At 72.7% G+C, this 23803-nt stretch carries 23 protein-coding genes; 8 read left to right on the top strand and 15 right to left on the bottom strand.

From position 1 onward, the window contains the following. Positions 1-108: 108 nt before the first annotated feature. The 5 genes from tsaE to QSK36_RS04730 all read right to left on the bottom strand — a co-directional run bounded on the left by tsaE (position 109) and on the right by QSK36_RS04730 (position 5307). Positions 109-570, bottom strand: coding sequence for a tRNA (adenosine(37)-N6)-threonylcarbamoyltransferase complex ATPase subunit type 1 TsaE (tsaE, locus tag QSK36_RS04750; RefSeq protein ID WP_139573629.1), 462 nt, complete (start codon positions 568-570; stop codon positions 109-111). Next, a complete protein-coding gene (locus QSK36_RS04745) occupies positions 567-1619 on the bottom strand; it encodes an alpha/beta fold hydrolase (RefSeq protein WP_183534294.1) in 1053 nt (350 codons plus the stop codon). Before QSK36_RS04745 ends, tsaE begins: the two co-directional genes overlap by 4 nt. Before the next feature lie 24 nt (positions 1620-1643). Continuing rightward, on the bottom strand, positions 1644-2789 hold the full coding sequence (gene alr / locus QSK36_RS04740; RefSeq protein ID WP_183534292.1) for an alanine racemase: 1146 nt from the start codon (positions 2787-2789) through the stop codon (positions 1644-1646). Positions 2790-2843: 54 nt separating this feature from the next. Next, positions 2844-4346 carry an NAD(P)H-hydrate dehydratase gene (locus QSK36_RS04735; protein WP_285781469.1) on the bottom strand — a complete coding sequence of 501 codons (1503 nt, stop codon included), beginning with the start codon at positions 4344-4346 and terminating at the stop codon, positions 2844-2846. A gap of 106 nt (positions 4347-4452) precedes the next feature. Next, positions 4453-5307 (bottom strand): haloalkane dehalogenase, encoded by an 855-nt coding sequence (locus tag QSK36_RS04730; RefSeq protein ID WP_285781468.1) that lies wholly within the window; start codon positions 5305-5307, stop codon positions 4453-4455. Positions 5308-5400: 93 nt separating this feature from the next. On the opposite strand from QSK36_RS04730, the gene QSK36_RS04725 reads away from it, so the two are divergent. After that, positions 5401-5895 (top strand): MarR family winged helix-turn-helix transcriptional regulator, encoded by a 495-nt coding sequence (locus QSK36_RS04725; RefSeq protein ID WP_225897802.1) that lies wholly within the window; start codon positions 5401-5403, stop codon positions 5893-5895. 30 nt (positions 5896-5925) lie between these two features. On the opposite strand, the gene QSK36_RS04720 is transcribed toward QSK36_RS04725, so the two are convergent. Then, entirely contained in the window at positions 5926-6276 is a 351-nt protein-coding gene (locus tag QSK36_RS04720; protein ID WP_139573634.1) for a holo-ACP synthase, read from the bottom strand. A gap of 123 nt (positions 6277-6399) precedes the next feature. Here QSK36_RS04720 and coaA point away from each other — a divergent pair, with 123 nt between their 5' ends. From coaA to QSK36_RS04690, 6 genes are all read left to right on the top strand, one after another. Continuing rightward, the gene (gene coaA, locus QSK36_RS04715) at positions 6400-7341 is read left to right on the top strand and encodes a type I pantothenate kinase (RefSeq protein WP_183534286.1); all 942 of its coding nucleotides are present in this window, start codon (positions 6400-6402) and stop codon (positions 7339-7341) included. A 29-nt stretch (positions 7342-7370) separates the two neighbouring features. Continuing rightward, positions 7371-8321: a DUF389 domain-containing protein gene (locus QSK36_RS04710; RefSeq protein ID WP_285781467.1), complete on the top strand. Its 951-nt coding sequence runs from the start codon at positions 7371-7373 to the stop codon at positions 8319-8321. Between the two features lie 64 nt (positions 8322-8385). After that, positions 8386-9312 (top strand): ABC transporter ATP-binding protein, encoded by a 927-nt coding sequence (locus QSK36_RS04705; protein WP_183534282.1) that lies wholly within the window; start codon positions 8386-8388, stop codon positions 9310-9312. Continuing rightward, positions 9309-10175, top strand: coding sequence for an ABC transporter permease (locus tag QSK36_RS04700; RefSeq protein WP_285781466.1), 867 nt, complete (start codon positions 9309-9311; stop codon positions 10173-10175). The genes QSK36_RS04705 and QSK36_RS04700 overlap by 4 nt, the downstream gene beginning before the upstream one ends. Further along, positions 10172-11125, top strand: a complete 954-nt coding sequence (locus tag QSK36_RS04695; protein ID WP_285781465.1) for an ABC transporter ATP-binding protein — start codon at positions 10172-10174, stop codon at positions 11123-11125. The genes QSK36_RS04700 and QSK36_RS04695 overlap by 4 nt, the downstream gene beginning before the upstream one ends. Next, positions 11122-11838: an ABC transporter permease subunit gene (locus QSK36_RS04690; protein ID WP_183534278.1), complete on the top strand. Its 717-nt coding sequence runs from the start codon at positions 11122-11124 to the stop codon at positions 11836-11838. Before QSK36_RS04695 ends, QSK36_RS04690 begins: the two co-directional genes overlap by 4 nt. A 21-nt stretch (positions 11839-11859) precedes the next feature. On the opposite strand, the gene QSK36_RS04685 is transcribed toward QSK36_RS04690, so the two are convergent. Further along, positions 11860-12819, bottom strand: a complete 960-nt coding sequence (locus QSK36_RS04685) for an alpha/beta hydrolase (protein ID WP_285781464.1) — start codon at positions 12817-12819, stop codon at positions 11860-11862. A gap of 73 nt (positions 12820-12892) precedes the next feature. Beyond that, positions 12893-13162, bottom strand: coding sequence for a putative quinol monooxygenase (locus QSK36_RS04680; protein WP_183534274.1), 270 nt, complete (start codon positions 13160-13162; stop codon positions 12893-12895). 53 nt (positions 13163-13215) lie between these two features. On the opposite strand from QSK36_RS04680, the gene QSK36_RS04675 reads away from it, so the two are divergent. Beyond that, positions 13216-14019 carry an AraC family transcriptional regulator gene (locus QSK36_RS04675; RefSeq protein WP_285781840.1) on the top strand — a complete coding sequence of 268 codons (804 nt, stop codon included), beginning with the start codon at positions 13216-13218 and terminating at the stop codon, positions 14017-14019. A 141-nt stretch (positions 14020-14160) separates the two neighbouring features. Here QSK36_RS04675 and QSK36_RS04670 read toward each other — a convergent pair whose 3' ends face one another. The 7 genes from QSK36_RS04670 to rplM form a co-directional block, all read right to left on the bottom strand. Then, the gene (locus tag QSK36_RS04670; RefSeq protein WP_285781463.1) at positions 14161-15420 is read right to left on the bottom strand and encodes an alpha/beta hydrolase; all 1260 of its coding nucleotides are present in this window, start codon (positions 15418-15420) and stop codon (positions 14161-14163) included. 77 nt (positions 15421-15497) lie between these two features. After that, a complete protein-coding gene (locus QSK36_RS04665; RefSeq protein WP_285781462.1) occupies positions 15498-16151 on the bottom strand; it encodes a response regulator in 654 nt (217 codons plus the stop codon). After that, positions 16148-18136 (bottom strand): sensor histidine kinase, encoded by a 1989-nt coding sequence (locus tag QSK36_RS04660; protein WP_285781839.1) that lies wholly within the window; start codon positions 18134-18136, stop codon positions 16148-16150. The genes QSK36_RS04665 and QSK36_RS04660 overlap by 4 nt, the downstream gene beginning before the upstream one ends. Before the next feature lie 102 nt (positions 18137-18238). After that, entirely contained in the window at positions 18239-21016 is a 2778-nt protein-coding gene (locus QSK36_RS04655) for a helix-turn-helix transcriptional regulator (protein WP_285781461.1), read from the bottom strand. A gap of 105 nt (positions 21017-21121) precedes the next feature. Further along, the gene (gene glmM / locus QSK36_RS04650; RefSeq protein ID WP_285781460.1) at positions 21122-22507 is read right to left on the bottom strand and encodes a phosphoglucosamine mutase; all 1386 of its coding nucleotides are present in this window, start codon (positions 22505-22507) and stop codon (positions 21122-21124) included. Beyond that, on the bottom strand, positions 22507-23028 hold the full coding sequence (rpsI, locus tag QSK36_RS04645) for a 30S ribosomal protein S9 (RefSeq protein WP_139573642.1): 522 nt from the start codon (positions 23026-23028) through the stop codon (positions 22507-22509). Before rpsI ends, glmM begins: the two co-directional genes overlap by 1 nt. Positions 23029-23058: 30 nt before the next feature. Next, complete coding sequence (gene rplM, locus QSK36_RS04640; protein WP_139573643.1) at positions 23059-23502, bottom strand: 50S ribosomal protein L13; 444 nt, start codon at positions 23500-23502, stop codon at positions 23059-23061. Positions 23503-23803: the final 301 nt, after the last annotated feature.

The following is a 23803-nucleotide window of genomic DNA, read 5'->3' as shown; positions in this document are numbered from 1 at the left end:
CGAACGGCGCCCGGCTTGTCCCCGCAGGTCCTTCTCCCACGTCAGAGTCCGGGTTGCGACCTTTTATGCGCCTCCGGGCGGCTCCGGGCGGCTCCGGGCGGCGGGCGCTCAGGCGAGGGAGAGCCCCGACCAGCGCGGGCCCGCACCCGTCACCCGTACGCGGCGCTCCTCACCCTCGGCGCCCCGCTCGACGTGGACCTCCAGGCGGTCGTCGGACAGGCCCTCCACCAGGCCCTCGCCCCACTCGACCACGGTCACCGACTCCTCCAGCGAAGCGTCGAGGTCGAGATCGTCCACCTCCAGCGTGCCGCCCAGCCGGTAGGCGTCCGCGTGCACGAGCGCGGGCCCGCCGGACAGGGACGGGTGGACCCGGGCGATCACGAACGTCGGGGACGTGATCGGCCCGCGCACCTTCAGGCCCTCCGCGATGCCCTGCACCAGCGTCGTCTTCCCCGCGCCCAGCGGCCCGCTCAGCACGACCAGGTCTCCGGGAGCGAGCAGAGCGGCCAGCCGCGCGCCCAGCGCCCGCGTCTCCTCGGCGGTCGTGGCCCGGAACTCGGCCGTGGTCACGTGCTCCCCCTCTCAGCACGCTTCAGCAGCTCGCGCAGCGCCTCGTTCACGGCGTCGGGACGTTCGAGCTGCACGAGATGCGATGTCTCCGGCACCGTGGTGAGCTGCGCGGTCGGCGCGGCCGCCGCGATCGCCCTGCTGTGGTCGAGCGGCGTCAGCCAGTCGCGTTCCCCCACGATTATCGCGGTGGGCACCTTGTTGAGCACGTCGAGCGCGGTGAGCTTGTCGTGCGTCATCAGCGCCGGATAGAAGTCGGCGATCACCTCGGAGGGGGTCGCCCTGATCATGGACTCGACGAAGTCCACGACGGTGGGGCTGACGTTCTTGGAATCGCCGAACGCGAGGTGACGCAGCGCCAGGAACGACAGGTCGGTGCCGGCCTCGCGGCCCCGGTCGACCAGCGCGCCGCTCCTGCGCATGATCGAGACGGCCGACGGCACCGCGACGTTGACGAGCTTGGAGACCAGGGCGGGCAGGCCGAGGGTGATCTCGGCGAGCTTGCCCGCCGAGGTCGCGATCAGCGACACGCCCCGGATCTTGTCGCCGAACAGCTCGGGCCGCCGCTCCGCCAGCGCCATGATCGTCATGCCGCCCATGGAGTGACCCACCACCACGCACGGCCCCGGGACGAGCTCCTCCAGCACCAGCGCGAGGTCCTCGCCGAGGCGCTCGATCGTGCAGTCGCTGGACAGCGCGCGGGCGGACTGGCCGTGGCAGCGCTGATCCCACAGCACCAGCCGGTAGGAGTCGCGCAGGTCGCGCCGCTGGTAGTGCCAGGAGTCCGAGGACAGGCAGTAGCCGTGGCACAGCACCACGGTCAGCGGCGCGTCCTCCACTCCGTCGATCTCGGCATGGATCTTCACGCCGTCCGAGGTCGTGAGCGTCACCGAACGTCCGTGCAGCTCGCCGAGGGGCTCACTCGCCTCCAGGTCCGGCCGCAGGCGGATGCGGCCGACGGCGTACCTCTTGGCGAGCGTGGCCGCCGCCACTCCCGCCGACGCCGCGCCGAAGACCGCTCCGGCGATCCCGACCTTGCGACGTGTGCTCATGCCTGCCCTCCTCGCAGCCGCGGCTCAGCGTCCATCCGTATGGACACGAGGCACGCGGGATCCGATCCTCGTCACGATCTCATGGGTAATCGTGCCCAGGGAATCCGCCCATTCCTGACAGGTCGGCTCGCCGTCGTCCCCGGGGCCGAAAAGGATCACCTCGTCCCCCGATTCCGCCGGATCGTCACCGAGGTCGATGACGAACTGGTCCATGCACACCCGCCCGGCGATCCGCCGCCGCCGGCCCGCCGCCAGCACCTCCGCCCGGTTGGTCGCGTTTCGCAGGATGCCGTCCGCATACCCGAGAGGGACGAGGCCAAGCGTCGTCTCACGCTCCGTGACGTACAGGTGCCCGTACGACACGCCCGAGCCCGGGGCGGCCCGCTTGACCTGCGCGAGCCTGGCCGTCAGCGTCATGGCGGGGCGCAGCCCGAAGTCACCCAGCTCGGGGATCGGGCTCAGGCCGTAGACCGCGATGCCCGTGCGGACCATGTCGTACCTTGCCCGCGGCAGCGTGACGGTCGCGGCCGAGTTGGCGAAGTGACGGATCGCGTCGCTCGGCACGCCCGCCTTGTCGGCGACGGCGAGCGCCTCCTCGAACGTCGCGAGCTGGCTCTCGATCGAGGGATGGCCCGGGATGTCCGCGCAGGCGAAGTGCGACCACAGCCCGGCGATCTCGATGGCCCCGCTCGCCCGCGCGGCGAGCGCGTGCTCGACCAGCGACGGCCAGTCCGCCGCCGTCGCGCCGCCGCGGGAGTTGCCGGTGTCGGCCTTCAGGTGCACGCGGGCGGTGCGCCCGGTGCGCCGGGCGGCCTCGACGATGTCGTCCACGACCCACGTCGCCCCGGCCGACAGCTCGACGTCCGCGAGCAGCGCGGCGTCCAGCGGCTCGCCGGGTGTGATGAGCCACGACATGACCGGCGCGGTGACGCCCGCCTCGCGCAGCGCCAGCGCCTCGCGGACGAAGGCCGTCCCGAGCCGGCTCGCGCCCGCCTCCAGGCACGCCTTCGCCACCGGCGCCGCGCCGTGACCGTACGCGTCGGCCTTGACGACGGCCATCATCTCGGCACCGGCGGCCGACTCGGCGAGCAGCCGCACGTTGTGCGTGATGGCGGACAGGTCCACGCGTGCCTCGGCCGGGGTGGCGGAGCGCACCGTTGAGAAGCTCATTTTTCCAGTGTGTCAGGTGGACCCGGGTGGATGCGCCCATCCTGACACCGCACGTCAGAGCGTACGCAGGGCCTCGGGCAGCGCCTGGGCGACGTCGAGGGCGGCGATCGGGGCCTGTCCGCCTCCCGCGACCCCGCCTCCGGCGGCCGTCCGCGCCGCCAGCCCGTGGACGTACGCCGCGCACGAGGCCGCGTCGTAGCCCGTCAGCCCGGCGGCGAGCAGGGCGCCCGCGATGCCCGACAGGACGTCGCCCGTGCCGCCCGTCGCCAGCCAGGGCGTCCCCGTGGTGTTGACCCGCACCGGCCTGTGCTCCTCCGCGACGAGCGTGGTCGAGCCCTTGAGCAGCACCGTCGCCCCCAGCTCCGCGGCGGCCCTGCGCACGTGTTCGAGCCGCCCGGCCTCGATGCGCTCGCGCGGCACGCCGAGCAGCCGCGACAGCTCCCCCGCGTGCGGCGTGAGCACGGTGGGAGCGGCCCGGCGCAGCAGCGTGCGGTCCTTGGCGACCAGCGTCAGCCCGTCGGCGTCCACCAGCACGGGCACCCCGGTGGACAGCACCGCGCGGGCCACCGCGTGCGCCTCCGGGCCCGTCCCGAGCCCGGGGCCGAGCACCCACGCCTGCACCCGGCCGACCTCGTCCAGCGAGCTCTTCAGCACCAGCGACGGGTCGAGCACGGTCGTGACGGCCTCCGGCCAGCGGGCCCTGACCAGCCGCACCGGCTCGGCGGAACTCGCGAAGCGGACCATCCCCGCGCCGGCGCGCACCGCGCCGCCGACCGAGAGCACGGCGGCCCCGGTGTACCTGTCGCTGCCCGCGGCGATCCCGACGACGCCCCGCCGGTACTTGTCGCTCTCCGCGCCCGGGCGGGGCAGCAGGTCGGCCACGTCGTCGGCGGTCAGCGCCGCCACCTCGGGATCCGGCAGGAAGGGCCCGAGGCCGATGTCCACCGGCTCGACCGCGCCCGCGTGGGCGGCGCCGGGATCGACCAGCAGACCGGCCTTGTACGCGCCGAACGTCACCGTCAGGTGCGCGCGGACCGCCGGTCCCTCGACCCGTCCGCTGCTCGCGTCCACCCCGCTCGGCACGTCGACCGCGACGACCAGGCCGCCGGCCTCGGCGGTCAGCTCCGCGAGCGTGCCGTACGGCTCCCGCAACGCCCCGCTGCCCCCGATGCCGACGAGGCCGTCCATGACGAGGTCGGCGTCGGCCAGCAGCTCGCGCGCCCCCGCGGCGTCGTAGGGATGCGCCCGGCCGCCCGCCTCCCGCAACGCGGCCAGGCCGCCCTCGTGGGTGCGCGAGCCGGCGAGGACCGCCTCCACCCGCGCTCCCCTGCGGGCCAGCCGGGCTCCGGCGTACAGGGCGTCGCCGCCGTTGTCGCCGCTGCCGATCAGCAGCGCCACGCGGGAGCCGTACACCCGGCCGCAGGAGCCGGTGAGCAGGTGCGCGCAGACCGCGGCGAGCCCGGCGGCGGCCCTGTCCATCAGCGTCCCCTCGGGGAGCCTCGCCATCAGCGCGAGCTCGGCGGAGCGGATCTGGTCGGAGGTGTAGGCGGTCCGCATGCGTCCGACGGTAGCCTGCCGGGTCGGCGATGGCGATCACCGTACGCCGGGCATCGGCGGGGAAATGCCGCTGCGGCACAAACGGCGGTCTTTCCCGCGGCCAGGCCTACAGCCCGTGCCGCTCCGTCCACGCGTTGATCGCCGCGGCGATGGCCTCCGGCCGGTCCTCCGGCGCGTGGTGGCCCGCCGGTCCGCAGTGCTCGACCTCCAGCCCCGCGATGTTCGCCGCGCACCAGGCGGCCATCTCCGGCCCGATGAGCAGGGTCGGCGAAGAGTCGAAGGTGAGCAGCAGTTTGGGAACGTCGTGGCTGCTCGCGAGCCACCCGCCGTACGTGCCGACGCGCTCGGCGACGTCGGCGGGCTCACCGTCGAGCGGCATCGAACGCGCCCACTCCAGCAGCGGGCGACGGCTGTCGCGCGTGGGGTACGGCTCCAGGTAGGGCCGCATGTCCTCCTCGCCGAGCGGCGTCAGCACCCCTCCGGTGAAGGCGGTCTCCACCATGAAGTTCCGGTCGAGCACGAGCGGCTCGCCCTCGAGGCTTCGGATGGCCCGCGCGCGGGCGCGCGGCGCCTCGCCCAGCTCGCTCCACGACATCGTGCGGACGATCGTCTCGAAGAAGGCGACGCCGCGGACCCGACCGGGGTGGCGGGCCGCCCAGTCGAAGGCGAGCGCCCCGCCCCAGTCGTGTCCGACGAGCACCACGTCCTCCAGCTCAAGCCGGTCGAACCAGGCGTCGAGGTAACGGGCGTGATCGGCGAATCGGTACGGCACATCGGGCTTGCCCGAGCGGCCCATGCCGATGAGGTCGGGGGCGAGCAGGCGGGCGCCGGCGCGGATCCCGGGTAGGACCTTGCGCCACAGGTGGGACGAGGCGGGGTTGCCGTGCAGGAAGACGAAGGGAGCACCGCTGCCGGTCTCCTCGTGGTACATGGCCGAGTCGAGCACGTCGATCGAAGGCATGGGAGGTCCTCACATTTCGTTCGTCCAACTAACGTTAGTAACACGAACAGATTAGATCGTTAGTCGGACTAATGCAATCGGTAAGATGAGGACATGAGCAGCGAGCCCGATATGGCCCCTCCCACGGCCCCCCGCATGGACGGGAGGACGGGAGCGGCCCGGTTGCGGAGCCTGCCGACCCGGCTTCTGTCACTGGCGGCGACGCACTCCGACCGCCTCGTCAACGAAGGACTCGCCGCCGCCGACGCCCGCAAGTGGCACTACGCGGTGCTCGCGACGCTGGAGGAGTCGGGCCCGGCCAGCCAGGCGGAACTGAGCCGCCGCACCGGCATCTACCGCAGCGACCTGGTCTCCGTCATCAACGAGCTGACCGATCGGGGCCTGGTGGAGCGCGCGCCGGACCCCGCGGACCGGCGCCGCAACGTCATCACGATGACCGAGCGGGGGCGCGCTCGCTTCGCCCGGCTCGACGAACTGCTCACCGAGCTGGAAGACGAGGTGCTCGCGCCGCTCGGCCCGGCCGAGCGCGACCAGCTCGCCCAGTTGCTCACCCGCATCGTGGACCACCACGCGCGCCGGGACGGCTGACTCCCCGGGATCCTCGCCCAGCGTTCCCGCTCAGGACTCGGCGACGACGTAGGCGACCGCCATGCCGCCGTCGTGCGACAGGGAGACGTGCCACCTGCGCACGCCGAGGTCACGGGCCACCTCGGCCGCCCGGCCCGTGATCCTCAGCTCGGGCCGGCCGTGTCCGCCGCGCACGACCTCCGCGTCCAGGTGCCGCAGGCCCGGCGGAACCCCGAGGGCCTTGGCCACCGCCTCCTTCGCGGCGAACCGCACGGCCAGCGACTCCAGCGGCAGCGCGCCCTCGGCATCGGTGAACAGCCGCCTCCGCAGCGCGGGCGTGCGCTCCAGGGCCGCGCCCAGGCGCGCCACCTCGACCACGTCCACCCCGATGCCCACGATCACAGCGCCAGCGTACGGCGCGACCAGTGACATGAAGTGAACGTCCTTCCCCGCCGCGCACCGAAGTAATCCATCGATTTTTGTCCACAGGCTGTGCACGACCCCGGGTGGGGGCACGGAAACGCCATGGCTACGCTTGCCGTCGTGGCAGATGGGGACGCGTACGTCGAGCTGAGCCGGGAGCAGTGGCGTGACCTGCGCAAGAACACACCGCTCACGCTCACCGAGGCGGAGCTGGAGGAACTGCGCGGCGTCCACGACCCGATCGACCTGTCCGAGGTCACCGACATCTACCTGCCGCTCACCCGGCTGCTGAACCTGCACTTCACCGGTTCGCGGCAGCGCGGCGCGGCCGTCGGCGCGTTCCTCGGCGAGCAGGACGCGCCTCCGCCGTACGTGCTGGGCATCGCGGGCAGCGTCGCGGTCGGCAAGTCGACCACGGCGCGGCTGCTGCACACGCTGCTCGCCCGCTGGCCCGAGCACCCCCGGGTCGACCTGATCACCACCGACAGCTTCCTGTACCCCAACAAGGTGCTCGAAGAGCGCGGGATCATGCACCGCAAGGGCTTCCCGGAGAGCTACGACCGGCGGGCGCTGGTGAGCTTCGTGGCCGACGTGAAGGCGGGCCGTCCCTCGGTGGAGGCGCCGGTCTACAGCCACCTGGAGTACGACATCGTGCCCGGCGCCGCGCAGACGGTGGACCGGCCGGACATCCTCATCGTCGAGGGGCTCAACGTCCTGCAGCCCGCGCCGCCGGACGCCCTGGCGGTCTACGACTACTTCGACTTCTCCATCTACGTGGACGCGCGGATGGAGGACATCCGCACCTGGTACGTGGAGCGCTTCCACAAGCTGCGCCGCACTGCCTTCTCCGACCCGAAGTCCTACTTCCGCCACATCGCGGCGCTGTCGCACGAGGAGGCGACGACGTTCGCCGAGAACGTCTGGCGGGAGATCAACGAACGCAACCTGGTGGAGAACATCGCCCCCACCCGTCACCGGGCCGGCCTGATCCTGCACAAGGGCTCCGGCCACTCCGTAAGACGGGTGCGGCTGCGCAGAACCTAAGTCGTGTCAGACACTCCTAGGATGCAGCCGTGCTGCATCTGCGGGTCATCTCCCCGTTCCAGCGGACCGACCAGGTCGTCGAGGTGTTCGACCGTACGCCGGGAGTCACGAACGTCGTGCTCCTGGCCAAGGCGGCCAGGAAACCGGAGGGCGACGTCGTGCTCGCCGACGTCGCCAGGGAGGCCGCCAACACGGTCATCGGCCGGCTCAAGGCGCTCGGCCTGGAGCAGGACGGCTCGATCACGGCCGAGGACATCGAGCTGTCGATCTCCCGGGGCGCGGCCGAGGCGGAGGAGCGGGCGCCCGGAGAGGGCGACGACGCGGTCGTGTGGGACCACTTCGAGCAGCGTGTGGCCCTCGACAGCCGCATCACGTGGGCGTTCCTGGCGTTCCTCGCCATCGCCACGCAGATCGCCGCGATCGGCGTCCTCATCCCCTCGCAGATCCTGATCGTCGGCGCGATGGTCCTCGGGCCGGAGTTCGGCGCGGTGGCGGCCGTCTCGTTCGGCCTGCTCCGCCGCCGGTGGCCGCTCGTCGGCACCGCGGCCCGCACGCTCGCCCTGGGCTTCGCGGCCGCGATCGCCGTCACCCTGGCCTGTGCCCTCGTCTCGCGGGGCCTCGGCTGGATCTCCCCCGACAGCCTGCGGCACCACGACGAGGTGCGCTTCATCGTGACGCCCGACCGGTGGTCGTTCATCGTGGCGCTGCTCGCCGGCGCGGCCGGGGTGCTCTCGATCACGGCGGGCAAGTCCTCCGCGCTGGTGGGAGTCTTCATCTCCGTCACCACCGTCCCCGCGGCAGGCTACATGGCCGTGGCCCTGGCGCTGTGGCGCTGGGACGAGGTCGGCGGCTCGGCGCTGCAGCTTCTCGTCAACATCGCCGGGATGGTCGTCGCCGGCACGCTGACGCTGTTCCTCCAGCGCGCGCTGTGGTCCCGGTATGGCGGCGGTCGGGCGACGGGCGCGACGAGGCATACCTGAGGCGTAGGCGGGTTCCTCCATCAGACGGAGGCCCGGCGGACGTCACGCCCAGTAGGGTCGGATCATGACAGCGAGCGCGACCCCATGCTTCGCGACCGAGGGGCTGACCAAGCGCTTCCCCCGCGTCACGGCGCTCGACGACCTCACGGTCGCCGCCGGAACCGGCGTGACCGGCCTGGTGGGCGCCAACGGCGCGGGCAAGTCGACGTTGATCAAGATCCTGCTCGGCCTGCTCCCCCCGACCTCCGGGCGTGCCTCGGTGCTCGGCTTGGACACGGCCACCCAGGGACTGGAGATCCGGCGCGTGGTCGGCTACATGCCCGAGCACGACTGCCTGCCCCCGGACATATCGGCGACCGAGTTCGTGGTGCACATGGCCCAGATGTCCGGGCTGCCGCGTACGGCGGCCCGCGAGCGCGCCGCCGACACCCTGCGTCACGTCGGGCTGGACGAGGAGCGCTACCGCCCGATGGGCGGCTACTCCACCGGCATGCGGCAGCGGGTCAAGCTCGCCCAGGCCCTCGTCCACGACCCGAAGCTGGTCTTCCTCGACGAGCCCACCAACGGGCTCGACCCGCAGGGCCGCGACGACATGCTCGCGCTGATCCGGCGCGTCGGCACCGAGTTCGGCATCAGCGTGCTGGTCACCTCCCACCTGCTCGGCGAGCTCGAGCGGGTGTGCGACCACGTCATCGTCATCGACGGCGGGCGGCTGCTGCGCTCCTCGGCGATCCGGGAGTTCACCCGGGCCGAGCAGACCATCGCGGTGGAGGTCGAGGAAGGGCAGCAGCGGCTCGCCGAGCGTCTGACCGCGGGCGGCGAGACGGTCGCCGCGCAGGGCAGGCTGCTGACGGTCCAGGTGTCCGCCGACGACCCCGGCCGCACCTACGACGCCGTACGCGACGCCGTCTGCGACCTCGGCCTCAGCCTCCTGCGGCTGGAGCAGCGCCGGGGCCGCATCGAGGACGTCTTCAAGGAGCCGGTGGCATGACGACAGAGCCGACCGCGGTCATCCACGACATCGGATACCGCCACTACGACGGCGTACGGCTGGGACGCGGCCGGGCGACGCTCGCCCTCGGCGTGCAGAGCCTGCGCGGCGTGTTCGGGCTCGGCCGCACGGTCCGCGCCAAGATCATGCCGTTGCTGCTAGTCGCGATCATGCTGATGCCGACGGTCGTGTCGATCGGCGTGATGGCGCTCGCCAAGCAGTTCGTCATGCCCTATCCGAACTACGCGGTCTTCATGCAGGCGGTGATCGCGGTCTTCCTGGCCGCACAGTCGCCGTACCTGGTCGCGCCGGACCTGCGCTTCCGTGTGCTGCCGCTGTATCTGTCCCGCCCGCTGACCGTGACCGACTACGTCCTGGCGAAGCTGGCCGCGCTCGCGGTCGCGCTGTTCGGCCTGCTGGCCGTGCCGCTGACGATCGAGTTCGTCGGCGAACTCCTGGTGGACCTGCCCGGGCCCCCGCACACCGCCGATTACCTCGGCGCTCTGGGCGGCGCGGTCCTCCACGCGGTGCTGCTGTCCTCGGTGGGCATCGCCCTCGCGTCGTTCACCCCGCGCCGCGGTCTCGGCGTCGCGTCGGTGATCGCGTTCTACATGTTCACCGCCGCCGTCTCGGGGATCTTCGCCGGCGTGCTGATCTCGTCGGGACGCGACGATGTCGCCGGATGGGCCCTGCTCCTCAACCCGTTCTTCCTCGTCGACTACGCCCAGTCGGCCCTGTTCGGCACCGAGCCCGTCAACACAGAGATGGCTCCGCCCGGCATCGCATCCTGCCTCATCCTGCTGGCCGTGGTCGTCCTGGCCGTGACGGGCGTCCTCCTGCGCTACCGGAAGGCGGCGTCGTGACCACCACAAGCTCTCCCGTGACCACCCGTCAGGGCGTGCTCGAACTCGCCCAGGTGTCCCGCTGGTACGGCAACGTCGTGGCGGTCAACGACGTCACGATGACGATCGGGCCCGGCGTCACCGGCCTGCTCGGGCCGAACGGCGCGGGCAAGTCGACGCTGCTGCACATGATGGCCGGGTTCCTCGCGCCGTCCAACGGCACGGCGACCCTCGACGGCCGGCGCATCTGGCACAACCACGAGATCTACCGGCAGATCGGCCTGGTCCCCGAGAAGGAGGCCGTGTACGGCTTCCTCACCGGATGGCAGTTCGTGCTGTCGTCGGCCCGGCTGCACGGCCTGCCCTCGCCCGCCGACGCGGCCCGGCGGGCCCTCGATCTGGTGGAGATGACGGACGCCTCCGGCCGCCGCGTCGAGACGTACTCCAAGGGCATGCGGCAGCGGGTCAAGGTCGCGGCGGCCCTCGTCCACGACCCCCAGGTGCTGCTCCTGGACGAGCCGTTCAACGGCATGGACCCCCGGCAGCGGCTCCACCTCATGGACCTCGTGCGCCGCATGGGCGAGGAGGGCCGGACGATCCTGTTCAGCTCGCACATCCTCGAAGAGGTCGAGCGGGTGGCCCACCACATCGAGGTCCTGGTCGCGGGGCGGCACGCCGCGTCGGGCGACTACCGCGAGATCCGGCGCCGCATGGCCGACCGGCCCCATCTGTTCCGGGTCAGGTCGAGCGACGACCGGCGCCTGGCCGCCGCGCTCATCGGCGACCCCTCCTCCAGCGCGGTCTCGCTGACCGAGCAGGGCGTCGAGGTCCAGGTGACCGACTACGCGCGCTTCACCGCGCTGCTGCCGCGGATGGCGCGCGACCTCGCCGTACACCTGTGGCAGGTCTCCCCCACCGACGAGGACCTGGAAAGCGTCTTCTCCTACCTCATTTCCGGGAGTTCTCGATGAACACGGTGGTGGCGGACATCACCTACCGGGCCATGCTCGGGCGCAAGCGGATCTGGCTGCTGATTCTGCTGCCGGTGGCGCTGGTCGCGCTCGCCGCGCTGCTCAGGCTGGTCAACGGCCAGGACGAGCAGACGGCCGTCCTTCTGATGAAGAGCTTCGCGATCGGCACGATGCTGCCGCTGCTCGGGCTGATCGCCGGGACGGGCGTGATCGCGCCGGAGATCGAGGACGGCACGATCATCCACCTGCTGGCCAAGCCGATCTCGCGACCGGTGATCGCGGTGACGAAGTTCGTGGTCGCGGCCTCCCTCGTCGCGGTGCTCGCGGCCGTCTCGACCTTCGCCGCCGCCTACCTCCTGACCGGCTCGGAGTCGGGCGTCGCGACCGGTTTCACCCTCGGGGCGCTGTTCGGCGGCATCGCGTACGCCGCGGTGTTCCTGCTGCTGGGCGTGCTCACCCGCCACGCGGTCGCGGTCGGCGTGATCTACGCCCTCGTGTGGGAGGGCGTGGTCGGCGGCTACGTGCCCGGCGCGCGGAAGTTCTCCATCCAGCAGTGGGCCCAGTCGCTCGCCGACCAGGTCTCCTCCTCGCCCTTCTTCTCCACCGAGGTGACGCTCGGCTTCGCCGTACCGGCGATGGTCATCGTCACGATCGGCGCCGTCGTCTGGACCGGCCAGCGCCTGCGCTCCCTCTCCCTGACCGGCGACGACTAGCTCTGCGGTGAGCCGGCGGCGCTATGCGGCGGGGTCCGGGGACAGGACCCGGGCGAGCCACTCCGTGCGTGTCCGCCGGGCCGTGGCCGAGATCCGCGCCTGCGGATACAGGGCGTCGAATCCGTGGAAGCCGCCCGCCCAGATGTGGAGTTCGGCCTGACCGCCGGCCGCCCAGATGCGGGTGGCGTAATCGGCGTCCTCGTCGCGGAAGACCTCGGCGGAGCCGGTGTCGATGTAGGTGGCCGGCAGGCCCGACAGGTCGTCCGCCAGCGCGGGCGAGACGTACGGGGGCACCTCGTCGCCGGTGAGGTCACCGAGGACGGAGCGCCATCCGAACTCGTTCATCTCGCGGGTCCAGACGCCGGGCCCGCCGGAGAACTGGCGGCTCGACGTGCTGGTGTTGCGGTGGTCGAGCATGGGGCAGATCAGCATCTGCGCGGCGATCGGCGGGGTGCCGCGGTCGCGGGCCAGCAGGGTGACGCCGGCGGCGAGGCCGCCGCCCGCGCTCGCGCCCGCGACGACGATCCGGGCCGGATCGATGCCCAGTTCGGCGGAGTGCCCGGCGGTCCAGAGCAGCCCCTGGTAGCAGTCGTCCACCAGGGCGGTGCCGGTCGCCTCCGGTGCGAGCCGATACTCAACGGAGACCACGACCGCGCCGAACCGGTCGAGCCACTCCAGCGGGATGTCGATCTGCGAGAAGCGGTCGCCCATGACCATTCCACCCCCGTGCATCCAGTAGACACAGGGCGCAGCGGTGGCGTTGTGGGGGCTGAAGATCGACAGGGGGATCGGGGTGCCGTCCGCGGCGGGCACGGTGACCTCGCGCCGGCCGGCCTGCCGGTGGGCGAGGAGGGCGTCGACGGGTGCCGACGGGAGCCGGCGCAGTTGCGCGAGTACTTCCGGGGTGAGCTGGGACATGAGGGGCATGCCGGCCAGCAGCTCGCGCAGTTCGGGGTCCAGGCCGGGTCGTGCCGGGGTCATGGTCGCTGCCTTTCATGGGGTGGTGCAGGACGGACGGTAGGGCGGGGCGAGGCCGGCTGAGCGATCGGCGGGGTCAGAAGGCGGCCTTGCCGAGCACCGGGACGTAATCGGCGTATTCGGACTCCTTAGCCAGCAGTCCGCCGATCCGCGCCACGATGGCCTGGGCGGCCTCGCCGGCGAAGATCCGGTGGTGGTCCTCCTCGCTGGTCCAGCCCTCGATGACGTGGACGACGTCCGGGTCGGACGCGGAACGGGAGACCAGGTAGACGACGCAGTGCTCGCTCGCGCCGGGGCTGCCCTCGTCCAGCCCGGTCAGCAGCACGTCGATCAGCCGGTCGCCCATTCCGGGTCTGGCGGTCAGGGTGGCGGCGAAGCCGTCCCGACGGGACCACCGCCATCGACGGCGTCCTCATCTCGAAGGTCGATCGGTCGGATCCGCCGGCGCCCTCGATGTCCGGCACCGTGCTGGCGGTCATCGCCCAGGGCGCCAAACGCCTCGCACTGGGCGACCGGATCTTCGAGTACGGCGCCGGGCAGTTCACCCAGGCGGACCCCGAGCGGCCGGCGCTGGGCTTCGGTCTCACCCTGGAACCGTCCGCCGTCGCCGAGTTGCTGCTGCGGGCCGGGCCCGGAGACGCTCCCCCCACCGGCGGAGGCGCGGCGCCGGGGATCGCCGTCAGCGACGCTCCGGCTCCGCTACTCGACGCGGTGGTCCGGCTGCTGCGCCTGCTCGACGAGCCCCGCGACCGGGCCGTGCTGGCCCCGCTGGTCAAGCGCGAGATCCTGTGGCGCCTGATCACCGGCGAGCAGGGCGCGACCGTTCGCCAACTCGGCCTCGCCGACAGCGGCCTCAGCCACATCTCCCGGGCCGTGCGCTGGATCCGCGAGCACTACGCGCGGCCCTTCCGCGTCGAGGATCTGGCGAGGCTGTCCGGCATGAGCGTCTCCGCCTTCTACCGCAACTTCCATGCGGTGACCGCGATGAGCCCTATCCAGTTCCAGAAGCCGATCCGTCTGCAGGAGGCCCGGCTGCTGCTCGCCACCCACCCGGGAGACGTCACCGGAGTCGGCCACCGCGTCGGCTATGACAACCCGTCACAGTTCAGCCGGGAATACCGCCGCCAGTTCGGCGCACCTCCAAGCCAGGACGCCGCCCGCCTGCGCCGAAGCGTCCACGGCCCCGCAGGCGTCCTTCCATGAGCGGAACTCGCGCCCGTTCAGCGCCTCGCCCCACACCGGCGCTCTCGTGTCCACTGGTCACCGGCGCTGCGCGGATCGCCAAGGGCGGCGGCGCGCGGTGCGAGATCGAGGTCCTCTCCTGAGTCAGGCGGGTCAGGCGGGTCAGGCGGGTTCGTCCGCCGACGTGACCGGCGGGAGGGGCAGCGGGCGGTCGAGAAGGAACGTCATGAGCAGGTCGCGGTAGAGGTCAGGTTGGCCGTTCGCGATCGAGTGCCCCGCGCCGCGCACGTAGACGAGGGTCGACTCGGGAAGCGTACGCCGGTACTCGTAGGTGACCGCCCATTTCAGGTAGTCGCACTCGCCGCGCACGATGAGCGTGGGCACATGAACGGTCCGCAGCTTCGGACGCGGGTCGGGGACGGTGGTGGCGTCGGCGGACGTCATCTGATTGGCGTAGAAGCCGGGCGGATTGTCGTGGACGGGGGCGGGCGCGCTTCCGGGGCATCCGGTGGCGTCCTTGGCCGTGATCAGCAGTTCGCGGAAGTACGCGTCGGCCTCGGCGTCGGGCACGAGTGCGTGCGCGGCAGCCGGGTTGACCTGGAGCAGGAGCGCTTGGAGGAGGAACCGGGGATCGGAGGTCAGCTCGTCGGCGCGTTCGGCCTGGGCCGGGGGGAGACGGTCCCAGGGACCGCCCGTCCCGTCGGGAAAGGCCGGTTCCCAGATCGCGCCCGGTGAGGTGAGCACGGCTTTGGCGACGTGGCTGGGATGGGCGGCCATGTACGCCGCCGAGAGGGTCCCGCCCCATGACCTGCCCACGAGGATGACCTTCTCGGCGTGTATCGCGCGGCGGATCGCCTCCAGATCGGCGACGTGCCGGGCGACGGTGTAGCCGGTCACGTCGGCCAGCCGGGTGGAGCGGCCGGCGCCGACCTGGTCATAGGCGTAAACGTCGAAACCGGCCGCGGCCAGCTCCTGCCCGGCCTCCGGGACGCCCTCTCCGGGGGTCCCGGGGCCGCCGTGCAGGAAGATCACGGGTGTCGGGCGCGGCTTACCGGACGCGGCGATCTTCACGTAGGCGATGCGGGATCCCGTGGGCAGGTCCCAGTGGGAGACGCCGGGCGGGGCCGCGGCCGTCGGCGGCACGGGGAAGGAGCGCATCACCGTGAGGGCCGCGGGCCCGGCCGTCACGAGCACGACGCCGGCGACGTACGGCCACAGCGCCCGCGGGCAGCCGAGCCGCCTTGTCGCGGCCCGCCCGAACACCCAGGCGGTCGCCGCCGCCGCAACGACGCCGGCCGCGGAGAACACCATCACGGCCGGGACGGCGGCGGCCGTCCCGGCGAAGGCCGCCGTCCCGGCCACGGCTGCCGCGATCACCCCGGCGAGCGACAACGCGCCGCCGGACAACAGATTGGATCTCATGCGAGCCACGCTAGGAAGCCGAACCCCCGTCGACCTCCTCCCGCGGAACCGTCGTCACCCCCGCCGTACGGCGGGGGTCAGCGCCTGCCCGGGCGGATCAGGCCGGTCTCGTATGCCGCGATGGTCGCCTGGAGGCGGTCGCGGACGCCGAGCTTGGCGAGGATCACGGCGACGTGATCCTTGACGGTCGAGGGGCTGATCCGGAGAACCTCGCCGATCTCGGCGTTGGTGAGACCGCGGGCGACATGCGTCAGCACCTCGGTCTCGCGCCGGGTGAGCGTCCCGAGGACGGCGGCGTCACGAGGTTCCGGCTCGGACGCGAACCGATCGATGAGGCGTCGGGTGACCCCCGGATCGAGGAGGGCGTCTCCGGAGGCGACCACCCGGACCGCGTCGGCGACCCGCTCCGGCTCGGCATCCTTGAGCAGGAATCCGCCGGCGCCGGCCCTCAGCGCCGAGAACACGTACTCGTCGAGGCCGAACGTCGTCAGCACCACCACCCGCGTGCCCGGCGCCTCTGCTCCGATCCGGGCGGTCGCCCGCAACCCGTCCAGGCCCGGCATCCGGATGTCCATGAGCGCCACATCGGGCCGCAGCGACACGGCCAACGCCACGGCGGCCTCCCCATCCGCGGCCTGGCCCACGACGCTCAGATCGGGTTCGGCGTCCAGGACCGCCGCGATGCCCGCCCGCACCACCGCCTGGTCGTCGGCGACCGTCACCCTGATCAAGGGAGCACCTCCGGAAGCCACACCCTCACCATCCCGTCCCCGGCGCCGGAGACGCTGCCCCCGGCCGCGTCGGCCAGCGCCCGAACCCGCCGATCCCCGCCCGTGGCGGCGGAAGGCCCCGAGACCGCGACGCCGTCGGCGCGGCAGGTCACGGTGATCTCCCGCTCATCCCGTGTGCAACCGCGCAGCATCGACTCGGCCACTCTGAACGCGGCGACCTCCACGCTGGGGGACGCTTCGCGGCGGGCTCCGGCGTACCTGACGGTGCCCTGGTGCCGCACGGCGAGCAGGGCGATTCCGGCGATGGTCGGGGGCGGGTCGTCGCCGCTTCGGCCGCGCAGTTCGCTGAGCGACTCCCTGAGCGCGGCCAGCCCGGCCCTGGCCTCGGCCAGCACAGTGTCCAGCCGGCCCGCGTCCGCCGCGACCACGATGGCTCCGGCATGTCGCAGGGCCGTACGGCGCAGGCCCGCCGCCAGCCGGTTCCGCTCCGCCAGCACGACCGTCGCCGTCTCGCGGCCGAGCAGATCCCGCTCCCGCGCCACGGCCGCATGGCGCCGCGCACGTCTTGACCTCATCGTCAGGCCGAGCGCCCAGGCCGCCGCCGACGGGACGGCGACCCCCAGGGCCAGCACCGCCCATGCGGCTGCCCGGTTTCCCACGATCCCCGGCCCGCACGCCAGAGCAAGCCCGCCTACCGCCCCCACAGCCGCCGTGGCGAGAGCACCCCACCGCCGGCGTTCGCGAGGGCCGTACGCGCCCAGCGCGTAGAGCAGCGCCAGCTCGACCCACAGGCACCACAGGAACACGTCCCCTGCGGGCTGCCTCGTCCAGCCGGCGAGTCCGGCGGCGAGCAGGACCGGATAGACCGACAACGCCGCCGTCAGGCTGAAAAGCGGCGCCCGCCTGCGCAGGCCGAGCGGCAGGGCGTGCGCGAAGAAGAGCGGCACCAGCAGGGCGGCCTCTCCGGGGAGGCTCTCGGGCGTGTCGGTCGTCAACAGGCTCGTGCCGATGGACAGCGCCACCGCGAGGATCGCAAGCGCGGCGTCGAACGCCTGCCGGCCACGCCATTCGTACAAGGTTGATGCCGGGCGGTCGTCAAGGGCGAGCGGGAGGTCGGCGCGCACGGCCCATCCCCGGCCTTCCGGGCCCGCGGACAGGAACCCTCCACAGGCGGCCACCGCCGTTCTGAGACCGGCAAGCCCGTATCCACCCCCCAGTCCACGTGCCACGTCCGCGTTGTCCACGGCCGGCTCGCCGAGATCGTTGACGATCGTGACGACGAGACGGCCGGGCTCACGGTCGACGCCCACCCGCACGTCGCCTCCCGGCGCGTACCGCAGGGCGTTGGTCAGCGCCTCGCGAACCACCCGGCATGCGACGGCGGCGATCTCGGGCGGGGCGCTCCCGGCTGTTCTGAGGTAGGTGAGACGCAGCTCCGGCCACGTGGCGACCAAGGCGTCCACGTCGGCGAGATCGGCCGAGCCGGCGCCGGCGTCGCTGGTGGTCAGCCGCTCCAGTTCCCGAGTGGCCAAGCGGCCGGTCTCAGCGGCATACCGGGCCGCCTCCGCCGCAAGAGCCGGGTCGGCGAGGTGCAAGGCGGAGGCGGCGCCGACCACGATGCCGGTAAGTCTGTGCGCGGCCGTGTCGTGAAGTTCGGCGGCGAGCCGGTGCCGCTCGGCCTCGGCGGCCACTCCCGGCACATCGGGCGCGGCCGCGCGGAAGACGGCCACGGCCCGGCGTGCCGCCCGTCCGCGCCTGCGCGCCCTGCCCAGGGCCCAGGTGACCGCGGCGAGGCCGGCGGCCAGCAGTGTCACACCGGTGACGGACCTGGGTGACTCCCCGAGGACGCCCGCCGTCCCCGCCGTCAGCGCCGACACGACCACGACACCCGCAGCGGCCACCCCTGCCGTCCGCCGCAGAGCCAGGCCGTACAGAGCCACGGTCACGATGAGCGGCACGACCCACACCAGCCAGCCCCACAGCACGTCGAGCAAGCCTAACCATCCCGCGCGTGACAGCACAGACGGGCGTACGGCCGTCTCCCTGTCAAGAGGCGCGGCAGCCGGTGTGCCAGGCCGTGGCCTGGCTCAAGACAGGACGCGGGTCAGTTCGACCCGGGAGCGCACGCCGAGCCTGGCGAAGATGTTCCTCAGGTGGTGCTCCACCGTGCGCGGGCTGATGAACAGCCGGGCCGCCACCTCGCGGTTCGTCGCGCCCTCCGCCACGAGGGTGGCGATCTGGAACTGCTGCGCCGTCAGCAGCCGGCCGGCCTCGGAGCGGGAACCCGAGGGCCGCACCGACTCCCCGGCCGCGCGCAACTCCGCGCGGGCGTGCTCGCTCCACAGGCGGGCGCCGTACCGCTCGAACGTCTCCAGGGCGCTGTGCAGGTGCTCGCGAGCCGCACTGGGGCGGCGCGACCGCCGGAGCACGCCGCCGTACAGCAGCCGCGTGCGCGCGGTCTCGAACGCGCACGCCCCCTGGCGGTGCAGTTCCAGCGCCTGTGTGAAGCGCTCTGCGGCCTCGGCCGGGGGCGCGAGCAGCGCGTGGCACCGGGCCGCCAGCGCCAGCCGGTCGGGGTCGCGGGTGCTGTCGGCCCAGCGCTCCAGCATGACCAGCGCGTCCCCTGCCTGACCGATGTCCCCGGTGCGTACGGCGCTCTCGACGAGCAGCGGCGTCGCCATCACCCGTACGACGAGGGGGTCGCCGGTGCGGGCCACCGTACGCAGGCGGTTCACCGCGTCGGCGTGGCGGTTCGCCGCGACGTCCAGATGGGCCAGGGCCAGCGTGCCGAGCGCCTCGGCCACGCTGACGCCGTGGGCGGCGGCCAGCTCGACGGCGCGCGCCGCCCGCAGGGCGCAGGTCTCCTCGTCGCCCGCGACGGCGGCGGTGAACGCGAGCCAGGCGAGATGCTGGGCGCCGCTGGTGGCCCGGCCCGTCTCCTGTGCCAGGCGCAGGCCGTCCATGGCGTTGGCCGCGACCGCGTCGTAACGGCCGCTCCACAGCTGGGCCTGGATCAGGATCTCCAGCATCTGCGGCATGCTGGCGACCGCGCCGTGGGCGCGCGCCACCTCGACCGCCCGGGACGCCAGTGTGAGCGCGTCGGCGCCGTTGCCGAGCAGGAGGTTCGCGACGCCGCCCCACACGAGCACCGAGGGGCTGCCGGCCGAGGGCGGCACCATCACCTCGGTGGCGACGCGGCGCAGCGAGGCGGTCGCCTCGCGGTGCCGGCCCCGGAACGTCGCGGCCATGCCGGCGAGATACTCCAGCGCGAGGCGTGTGACGTGGTCGTCGTCGGGCCGCCGCAGGGTCTCGGCCCGCCGTGCGATCGCCAGGAACCGGCGGTTGTCCCCCGCCAGGTAGCTCGCCTCGCCCGCCCGGACCAGCGCGCGTACGGCCTGCTCCCGGTCGGTGTGCAGCAGCCGCTCCGCGGCGGCGAGCAGCGTGTCGCAGGCGCTGTCGGTCTTGCCCGCGCGCAACTCCAGACTGCCCCTGACCAGTTCGGCGCGGCCGCGCACCTCGGCGCCGGCCGCGAGCGTGTCGATCCTGGACAGCAGCGACCTCGCCCGCTGCGGCTGTCCCGCCTGCCAGGCGTGCCGGGCGGCGGCGGCCAGCCGTGCGGCCTTGGCCTCGCCCTGCCCGGTGAGCTCGGCCGCCCGTTCGAGGGCGCGGAACGGCTCGGGGAAGGCCGCCGCCTTCGGCGCCGCCGCGAGCGCGCGTACGAGGTCCTCGGCGAGCCTGTCGGGGGGACCGTCGAGGGCGGCGGCGCGGTGCCAGGCCCGCCGCAGCCGCTGGTGTTCCCCATCGAGAAGGCTCGCCAGCAGGCGGTGGGCGGCCCGCCGCCGGACGAGGGACGCCTCGGCGTACGCCACGTGCCGCAGGATCGGGTCGGCGAGGTCGAAACCGCCGTCCGGCGACTCGACGACGACGCCCGCGGTCTCCGCCGCCTCCAGGGCCGCCAGCCCCGACCGCGACTCCGCCGCGCGCACCAGCGTGACCGCGTCGATGCCGGGATCGGCCGCGACCAGCAGGACGAGGTCGGCGGTGTCGGCGGGCAGGCCGCGGAGCCGGTCGGCGTGCGCCCGCCACAACCGCCCGCCGCGCGGCGGCGTCTCGGGCGGCGGCGCCGAGCCCTTGCGGTGCGCGTCGGTCAGCGAGCCGGCGAGTTCGGCCAGCGCGAGCGGGTTGCCCCGGGCCGCCCGGACCAGCGCCGCGCGCAGGTCCCCAGGAACACCTTCGGGGATCAGGTCGTCGAGCACCTGCAGGGACGCCCGCTCGTCGAGCGGGTCGAGCGGCAGCGACGGCAGGTCGCCGGGGGCCGTCCCGGGCTCCGCGGAGGTGAGCAGCACGGCGACGGGGGCCGCGACGGCTCGGCGGGCCACGAAACAGATCGCCTCCCGGCTGGGGGCGTCGAGCCACTGGAGGTCGTCGGCGCACACCAGCACCGGGCGCCCGGCGGTCTGCAGGAGCCGCAGCAGCGCGGCGGGCAGCGCCAGGCCACCCGTGCCGGTGCCCGTCCGCAGCGCCTCGACGAGCATCGCCGAGGCGGCCGCCGACGCCGAATCGGCCGCGTCCAGCCGGTCCGCTATCGGGCGGAGCAGGGCGTGCAGCCCGGCGTACGGCAGGTGGGTCTCGGCTCTGGCGCCCTGGGCACGGAGCACGAGGAACCCCTGCTCGTCCGGGGTTCCGGTGGCCGCGTGCGCGGCGGCGACGTCGAGCAGCGCGGTCTTGCCCGCACCAGGTCCACCGAGGAGGAGCAGGCATCCGCCCGCACCGGCCCGGGCCCGGTCCACGAGCGCGCGCAACGCGTCCGACTCCTTGTCACGACCCCTTAACGCCCCCGACCGAACACCGGTCAAATAAGACATGAATCAGTGTTACGCGCATATTACGCAATTGAGAAGGGCTTCCAATTAGGAACCCCGCCGGGCACGCACCCGGCGGGGTCCTTGGGAGTGGTGACGCGTGGGGCGTCAGCCGCAGACCGCGCGGACGACCTCCGCGAGGCGGTCCGCCACGGCCTTGGCCTGGTCGTGCGACTCGGCCTCGACCATGACCCGGATCATGGGCTCGGTGCCGCTCGGGCGGATCAGCACGCGGCCGGTCTCCCCGAGCTCGGCCTCCGCCTCGGCGACGGCCGCCCGCAGTTCGGGTGCGGACGCCTTCGCCTTCGCCACGTCCCGGACGTTGACGAGCACCTGCGGCAGCTTCGTCATCACCGACGCGAGGTCGGCGAGGGAGCGGCCCTGGCGGGCCACCTCGGCCATCAGATGGAGCGAGGTGAGCAGGCCGTCCCCGGTCGTGGCGTGATCCAGCATGATCACATGACCGGACTGCTCGCCGCCGAGGGTGTAGCCGCCGTCCTGCATCGCCTCCAGGACGTACCGGTCGCCGACCGCGGTCTCCACCACGGACAGGCCGGCCTCCCGCAGGGCGAGCTTGAACCCCAGGTTGGACATGACCGTCGCGACGACCGTGTCCTTGGCGAGGCGGCCGTCGGCGTGCATCGACAGGGCCAGGATCGCCATGATCTGGTCGCCGTCGACCTCCTCGCCCGCGCCGGTGACGGCGAGGCAGCGGTCGGCGTCGCCGTCATAGGCGATGCCCAGGTCGGCGCCGCCTTCGAGGACGGCCTTACGCAGCGCGGCCAGGTGGGTCGAGCCCACGCCGTCGTTGATGTTCAACCCGTCCGGGGCGGCGCCGATGGTCTCCACGGCCGCGCCGGCGCGCAGCAGCGCCTCCGGGGCGACCATGTGCGCCGCGCCGTGCGCGCAGTCGACGACGACCCGCAGCCCGTCGAGCCGGTGGGGCAGGGTGGTCAGCAGGTGAGAGACGTATCGATCGGCCTCGCCGTACGCCTCGCGGACCCGGCCGACCGACGAACCGACCGGACGGTCCCACTTCTCCCCGAGCCGTTGCTCGATCTCGTTCTCCACCGCGTCGGGCAGCTTGTAGCCGCCGCGGGTGAAGAACTTGATGCCGTTGTCCGGCGCGGGGTTGTGCGACGCGGAGAGCATGACGCCGAGGTCGGCCCCCAGCGCGTTGGTCAGGTACGCGACCGCCGGGGTGGGCAGCACGCCGAGCCGCAGGACGTCCACGCCAGACGACGCGAGGCCGGCGACCACGGCGGCCTCCAGGAACTCTCCTGAAGCCCGCGGGTCCCGGCCTACGACGGCGATCGGGCGGCCGCGCCGCCCGACACTGCCATGGAACGCCCCGGCGTCGCCGAGCACATGCGCGGCGGCCACGGACAGGTCCATGGCCAGCTCCGCGGTGAGGTCGCGCCCGGCGACCCCACGTACCCCGTCGGTGCCGAAGAGGCGCCCCCGAGAGGAGGCGCCTACGGGCTCCTGCGACATTAACGCTTGCTGTACTGAGGAGCCTTGCGGGCCTTCTTGAGGCCGTACTTCTTCCGCTCCGTGGCGCGGGCGTCACGGGTGAGGAAGCCGGCCTTCTTCAGCGGCGGGCGGTTGACCTCGGCGTCCAGCACGGCGAGCGCGCGGGACAGGCCCATGCGCAGCGCGCCGGCCTGGCCGGTCACGCCACCGCCGTCGATGCGGGCGATGACGTCGAACGCGTCCTCGGCGCCGAGCACGACGAACGGCTCGTTGATCAGCTGCTGGTGGACCTTGTTCGGGAAGTAGCTGTCCAGCGAGCGGCCGTTGATCGTCCACTTGCCGGTGCCCGGCACGATGCGGACACGGGCGATGGCCTCCTTGCGGCGGCCGGTGCCGTACGAGTTGCCCGTGGTGACGGGCTTACGCACGGCGCCCTCGCCGGCCGGGGCCGACTCGGTGGTGTACTCGGAGGGGAACTCCTCCGCGGTGTAGTCTTCCGGCTCGCCCTCGACGAGCGTCTCGATACCGGTGGGCTCGGCCACGGTTCTCCTCTTAACTTTCCTGGCTCGCGATTACTGGGCGATCTGGGTGATCTGGAAGGGCACCGGCTGCTGGGCCTGGTGCGGGTGCTCGGTGCCGGCGTAGACCTTGAGCTTCTTGGCCATCTTGCGGCCCAGGGCGTTCTTGGGAAGCATGCCGCGGACGGCCTTCTCCACGGCCCGGTCCGGACGCTTCTCCATGAGCTCGCCGTAGCTGACGGCACGCAGACCGCCGGGGTAACCCGAGTGGCGGTACGCCTTCTTCTGCTCGAGCTTGTTGCCGCTCAGGGCGATCTTCTCGGCGTTGATGACGATGACGAAGTCACCCGTGTCGACATGCGGGGCGAAGATCGGCTTGTGCTTCCCGCGGAGCAGGGTCGCCACCTGGCTGGCCAGCCGGCCGAGCACGACGTCGGTCGCGTCGATGACGTACCACTGACGTTCGACGTCGTTGGGCTTCGGTGAGAACGTGCGCACGGCAGTGCCTTCTGTCGGAATGTGAACTCTCGGTAGGTTGCGCAGGCACGGCGACAACCTCCGTCTCCACATGTACGGGAGAAGACGCCGGACGCGCCGTGCACCGGTCTGCGGACAGACCGATCCACACACAACGAACTAGCAGACTACCGACCCGATGGCGCCTGGTCAAAACGGCGAGGGGCACGGGGCATTGGAACGACTCATTTGAACGTTCATCAAATCCATACCCATTCGCCTCTTCTTCCCCATGGCGCAGATCTCTATATTTGACTGCGGTATGTGGCAGACCCCTCACAAA

The organism is Microbispora sp. NBRC 16548 (assembly GCF_030268985.1).
GTDB classification, from domain to species: domain Bacteria; phylum Actinomycetota; class Actinomycetes; order Streptosporangiales; family Streptosporangiaceae; genus Microbispora; species Microbispora catharanthi.
The sequence above is the reverse complement of the archived record's forward strand: the minus strand, read 5'-3'. Positions and strand labels throughout refer to the sequence as shown.

What these genes read in the sequence shown, in the direction of transcription:
- QSK36_RS04735 (WP_285781469.1), bottom strand. Translation starts at nt 4,346, where the DNA reads ATGCGGACCGCCTACACCTCCGACCAGATCCGCTCCGCCGAGCTCGCG.
- QSK36_RS04655 (WP_285781461.1), bottom strand. Translation starts at nt 21,016, where the DNA reads ATGTCTTATTTGACCGGTGTTCGGTCGGGGGCGTTAAGGGGTCGTGAC.
- QSK36_RS04745 (WP_183534294.1), bottom strand. Translation starts at nt 1,619, where the DNA reads ATGAGCACACGTCGCAAGGTCGGGATCGCCGGAGCGGTCTTCGGCGCG.
- QSK36_RS04680 (WP_183534274.1), bottom strand. Translation starts at nt 13,162, where the DNA reads ATGGGCGACCGGCTGATCGACGTGCTGCTGACCGGGCTGGACGAGGGC.
- glmM (WP_285781460.1), bottom strand. Translation starts at nt 22,507, where the DNA reads ATGTCGCAGGAGCCCGTAGGCGCCTCCTCTCGGGGGCGCCTCTTCGGC.
- QSK36_RS04725 (WP_225897802.1), top strand. Translation starts at nt 5,401, where the DNA reads ATGAGCAGCGAGCCCGATATGGCCCCTCCCACGGCCCCCCGCATGGAC.
- QSK36_RS04670 (WP_285781463.1), bottom strand. Translation starts at nt 15,420, where the DNA reads ATGAGATCCAATCTGTTGTCCGGCGGCGCGTTGTCGCTCGCCGGGGTG.
- QSK36_RS04690 (WP_183534278.1), top strand. Translation starts at nt 11,122, where the DNA reads ATGAACACGGTGGTGGCGGACATCACCTACCGGGCCATGCTCGGGCGC.
- coaA (WP_183534286.1), top strand. Translation starts at nt 6,400, where the DNA reads ATGGCTACGCTTGCCGTCGTGGCAGATGGGGACGCGTACGTCGAGCTG.
- QSK36_RS04705 (WP_183534282.1), top strand. Translation starts at nt 8,386, where the DNA reads ATGACAGCGAGCGCGACCCCATGCTTCGCGACCGAGGGGCTGACCAAG.
- QSK36_RS04730 (WP_285781468.1), bottom strand. Translation starts at nt 5,307, where the DNA reads ATGCCTTCGATCGACGTGCTCGACTCGGCCATGTACCACGAGGAGACC.
- QSK36_RS04700 (WP_285781466.1), top strand. Translation starts at nt 9,309, where the DNA reads ATGACGACAGAGCCGACCGCGGTCATCCACGACATCGGATACCGCCAC.
- QSK36_RS04685 (WP_285781464.1), bottom strand. Translation starts at nt 12,819, where the DNA reads ATGACCCCGGCACGACCCGGCCTGGACCCCGAACTGCGCGAGCTGCTG.
- alr (WP_183534292.1), bottom strand. Translation starts at nt 2,789, where the DNA reads ATGAGCTTCTCAACGGTGCGCTCCGCCACCCCGGCCGAGGCACGCGTG.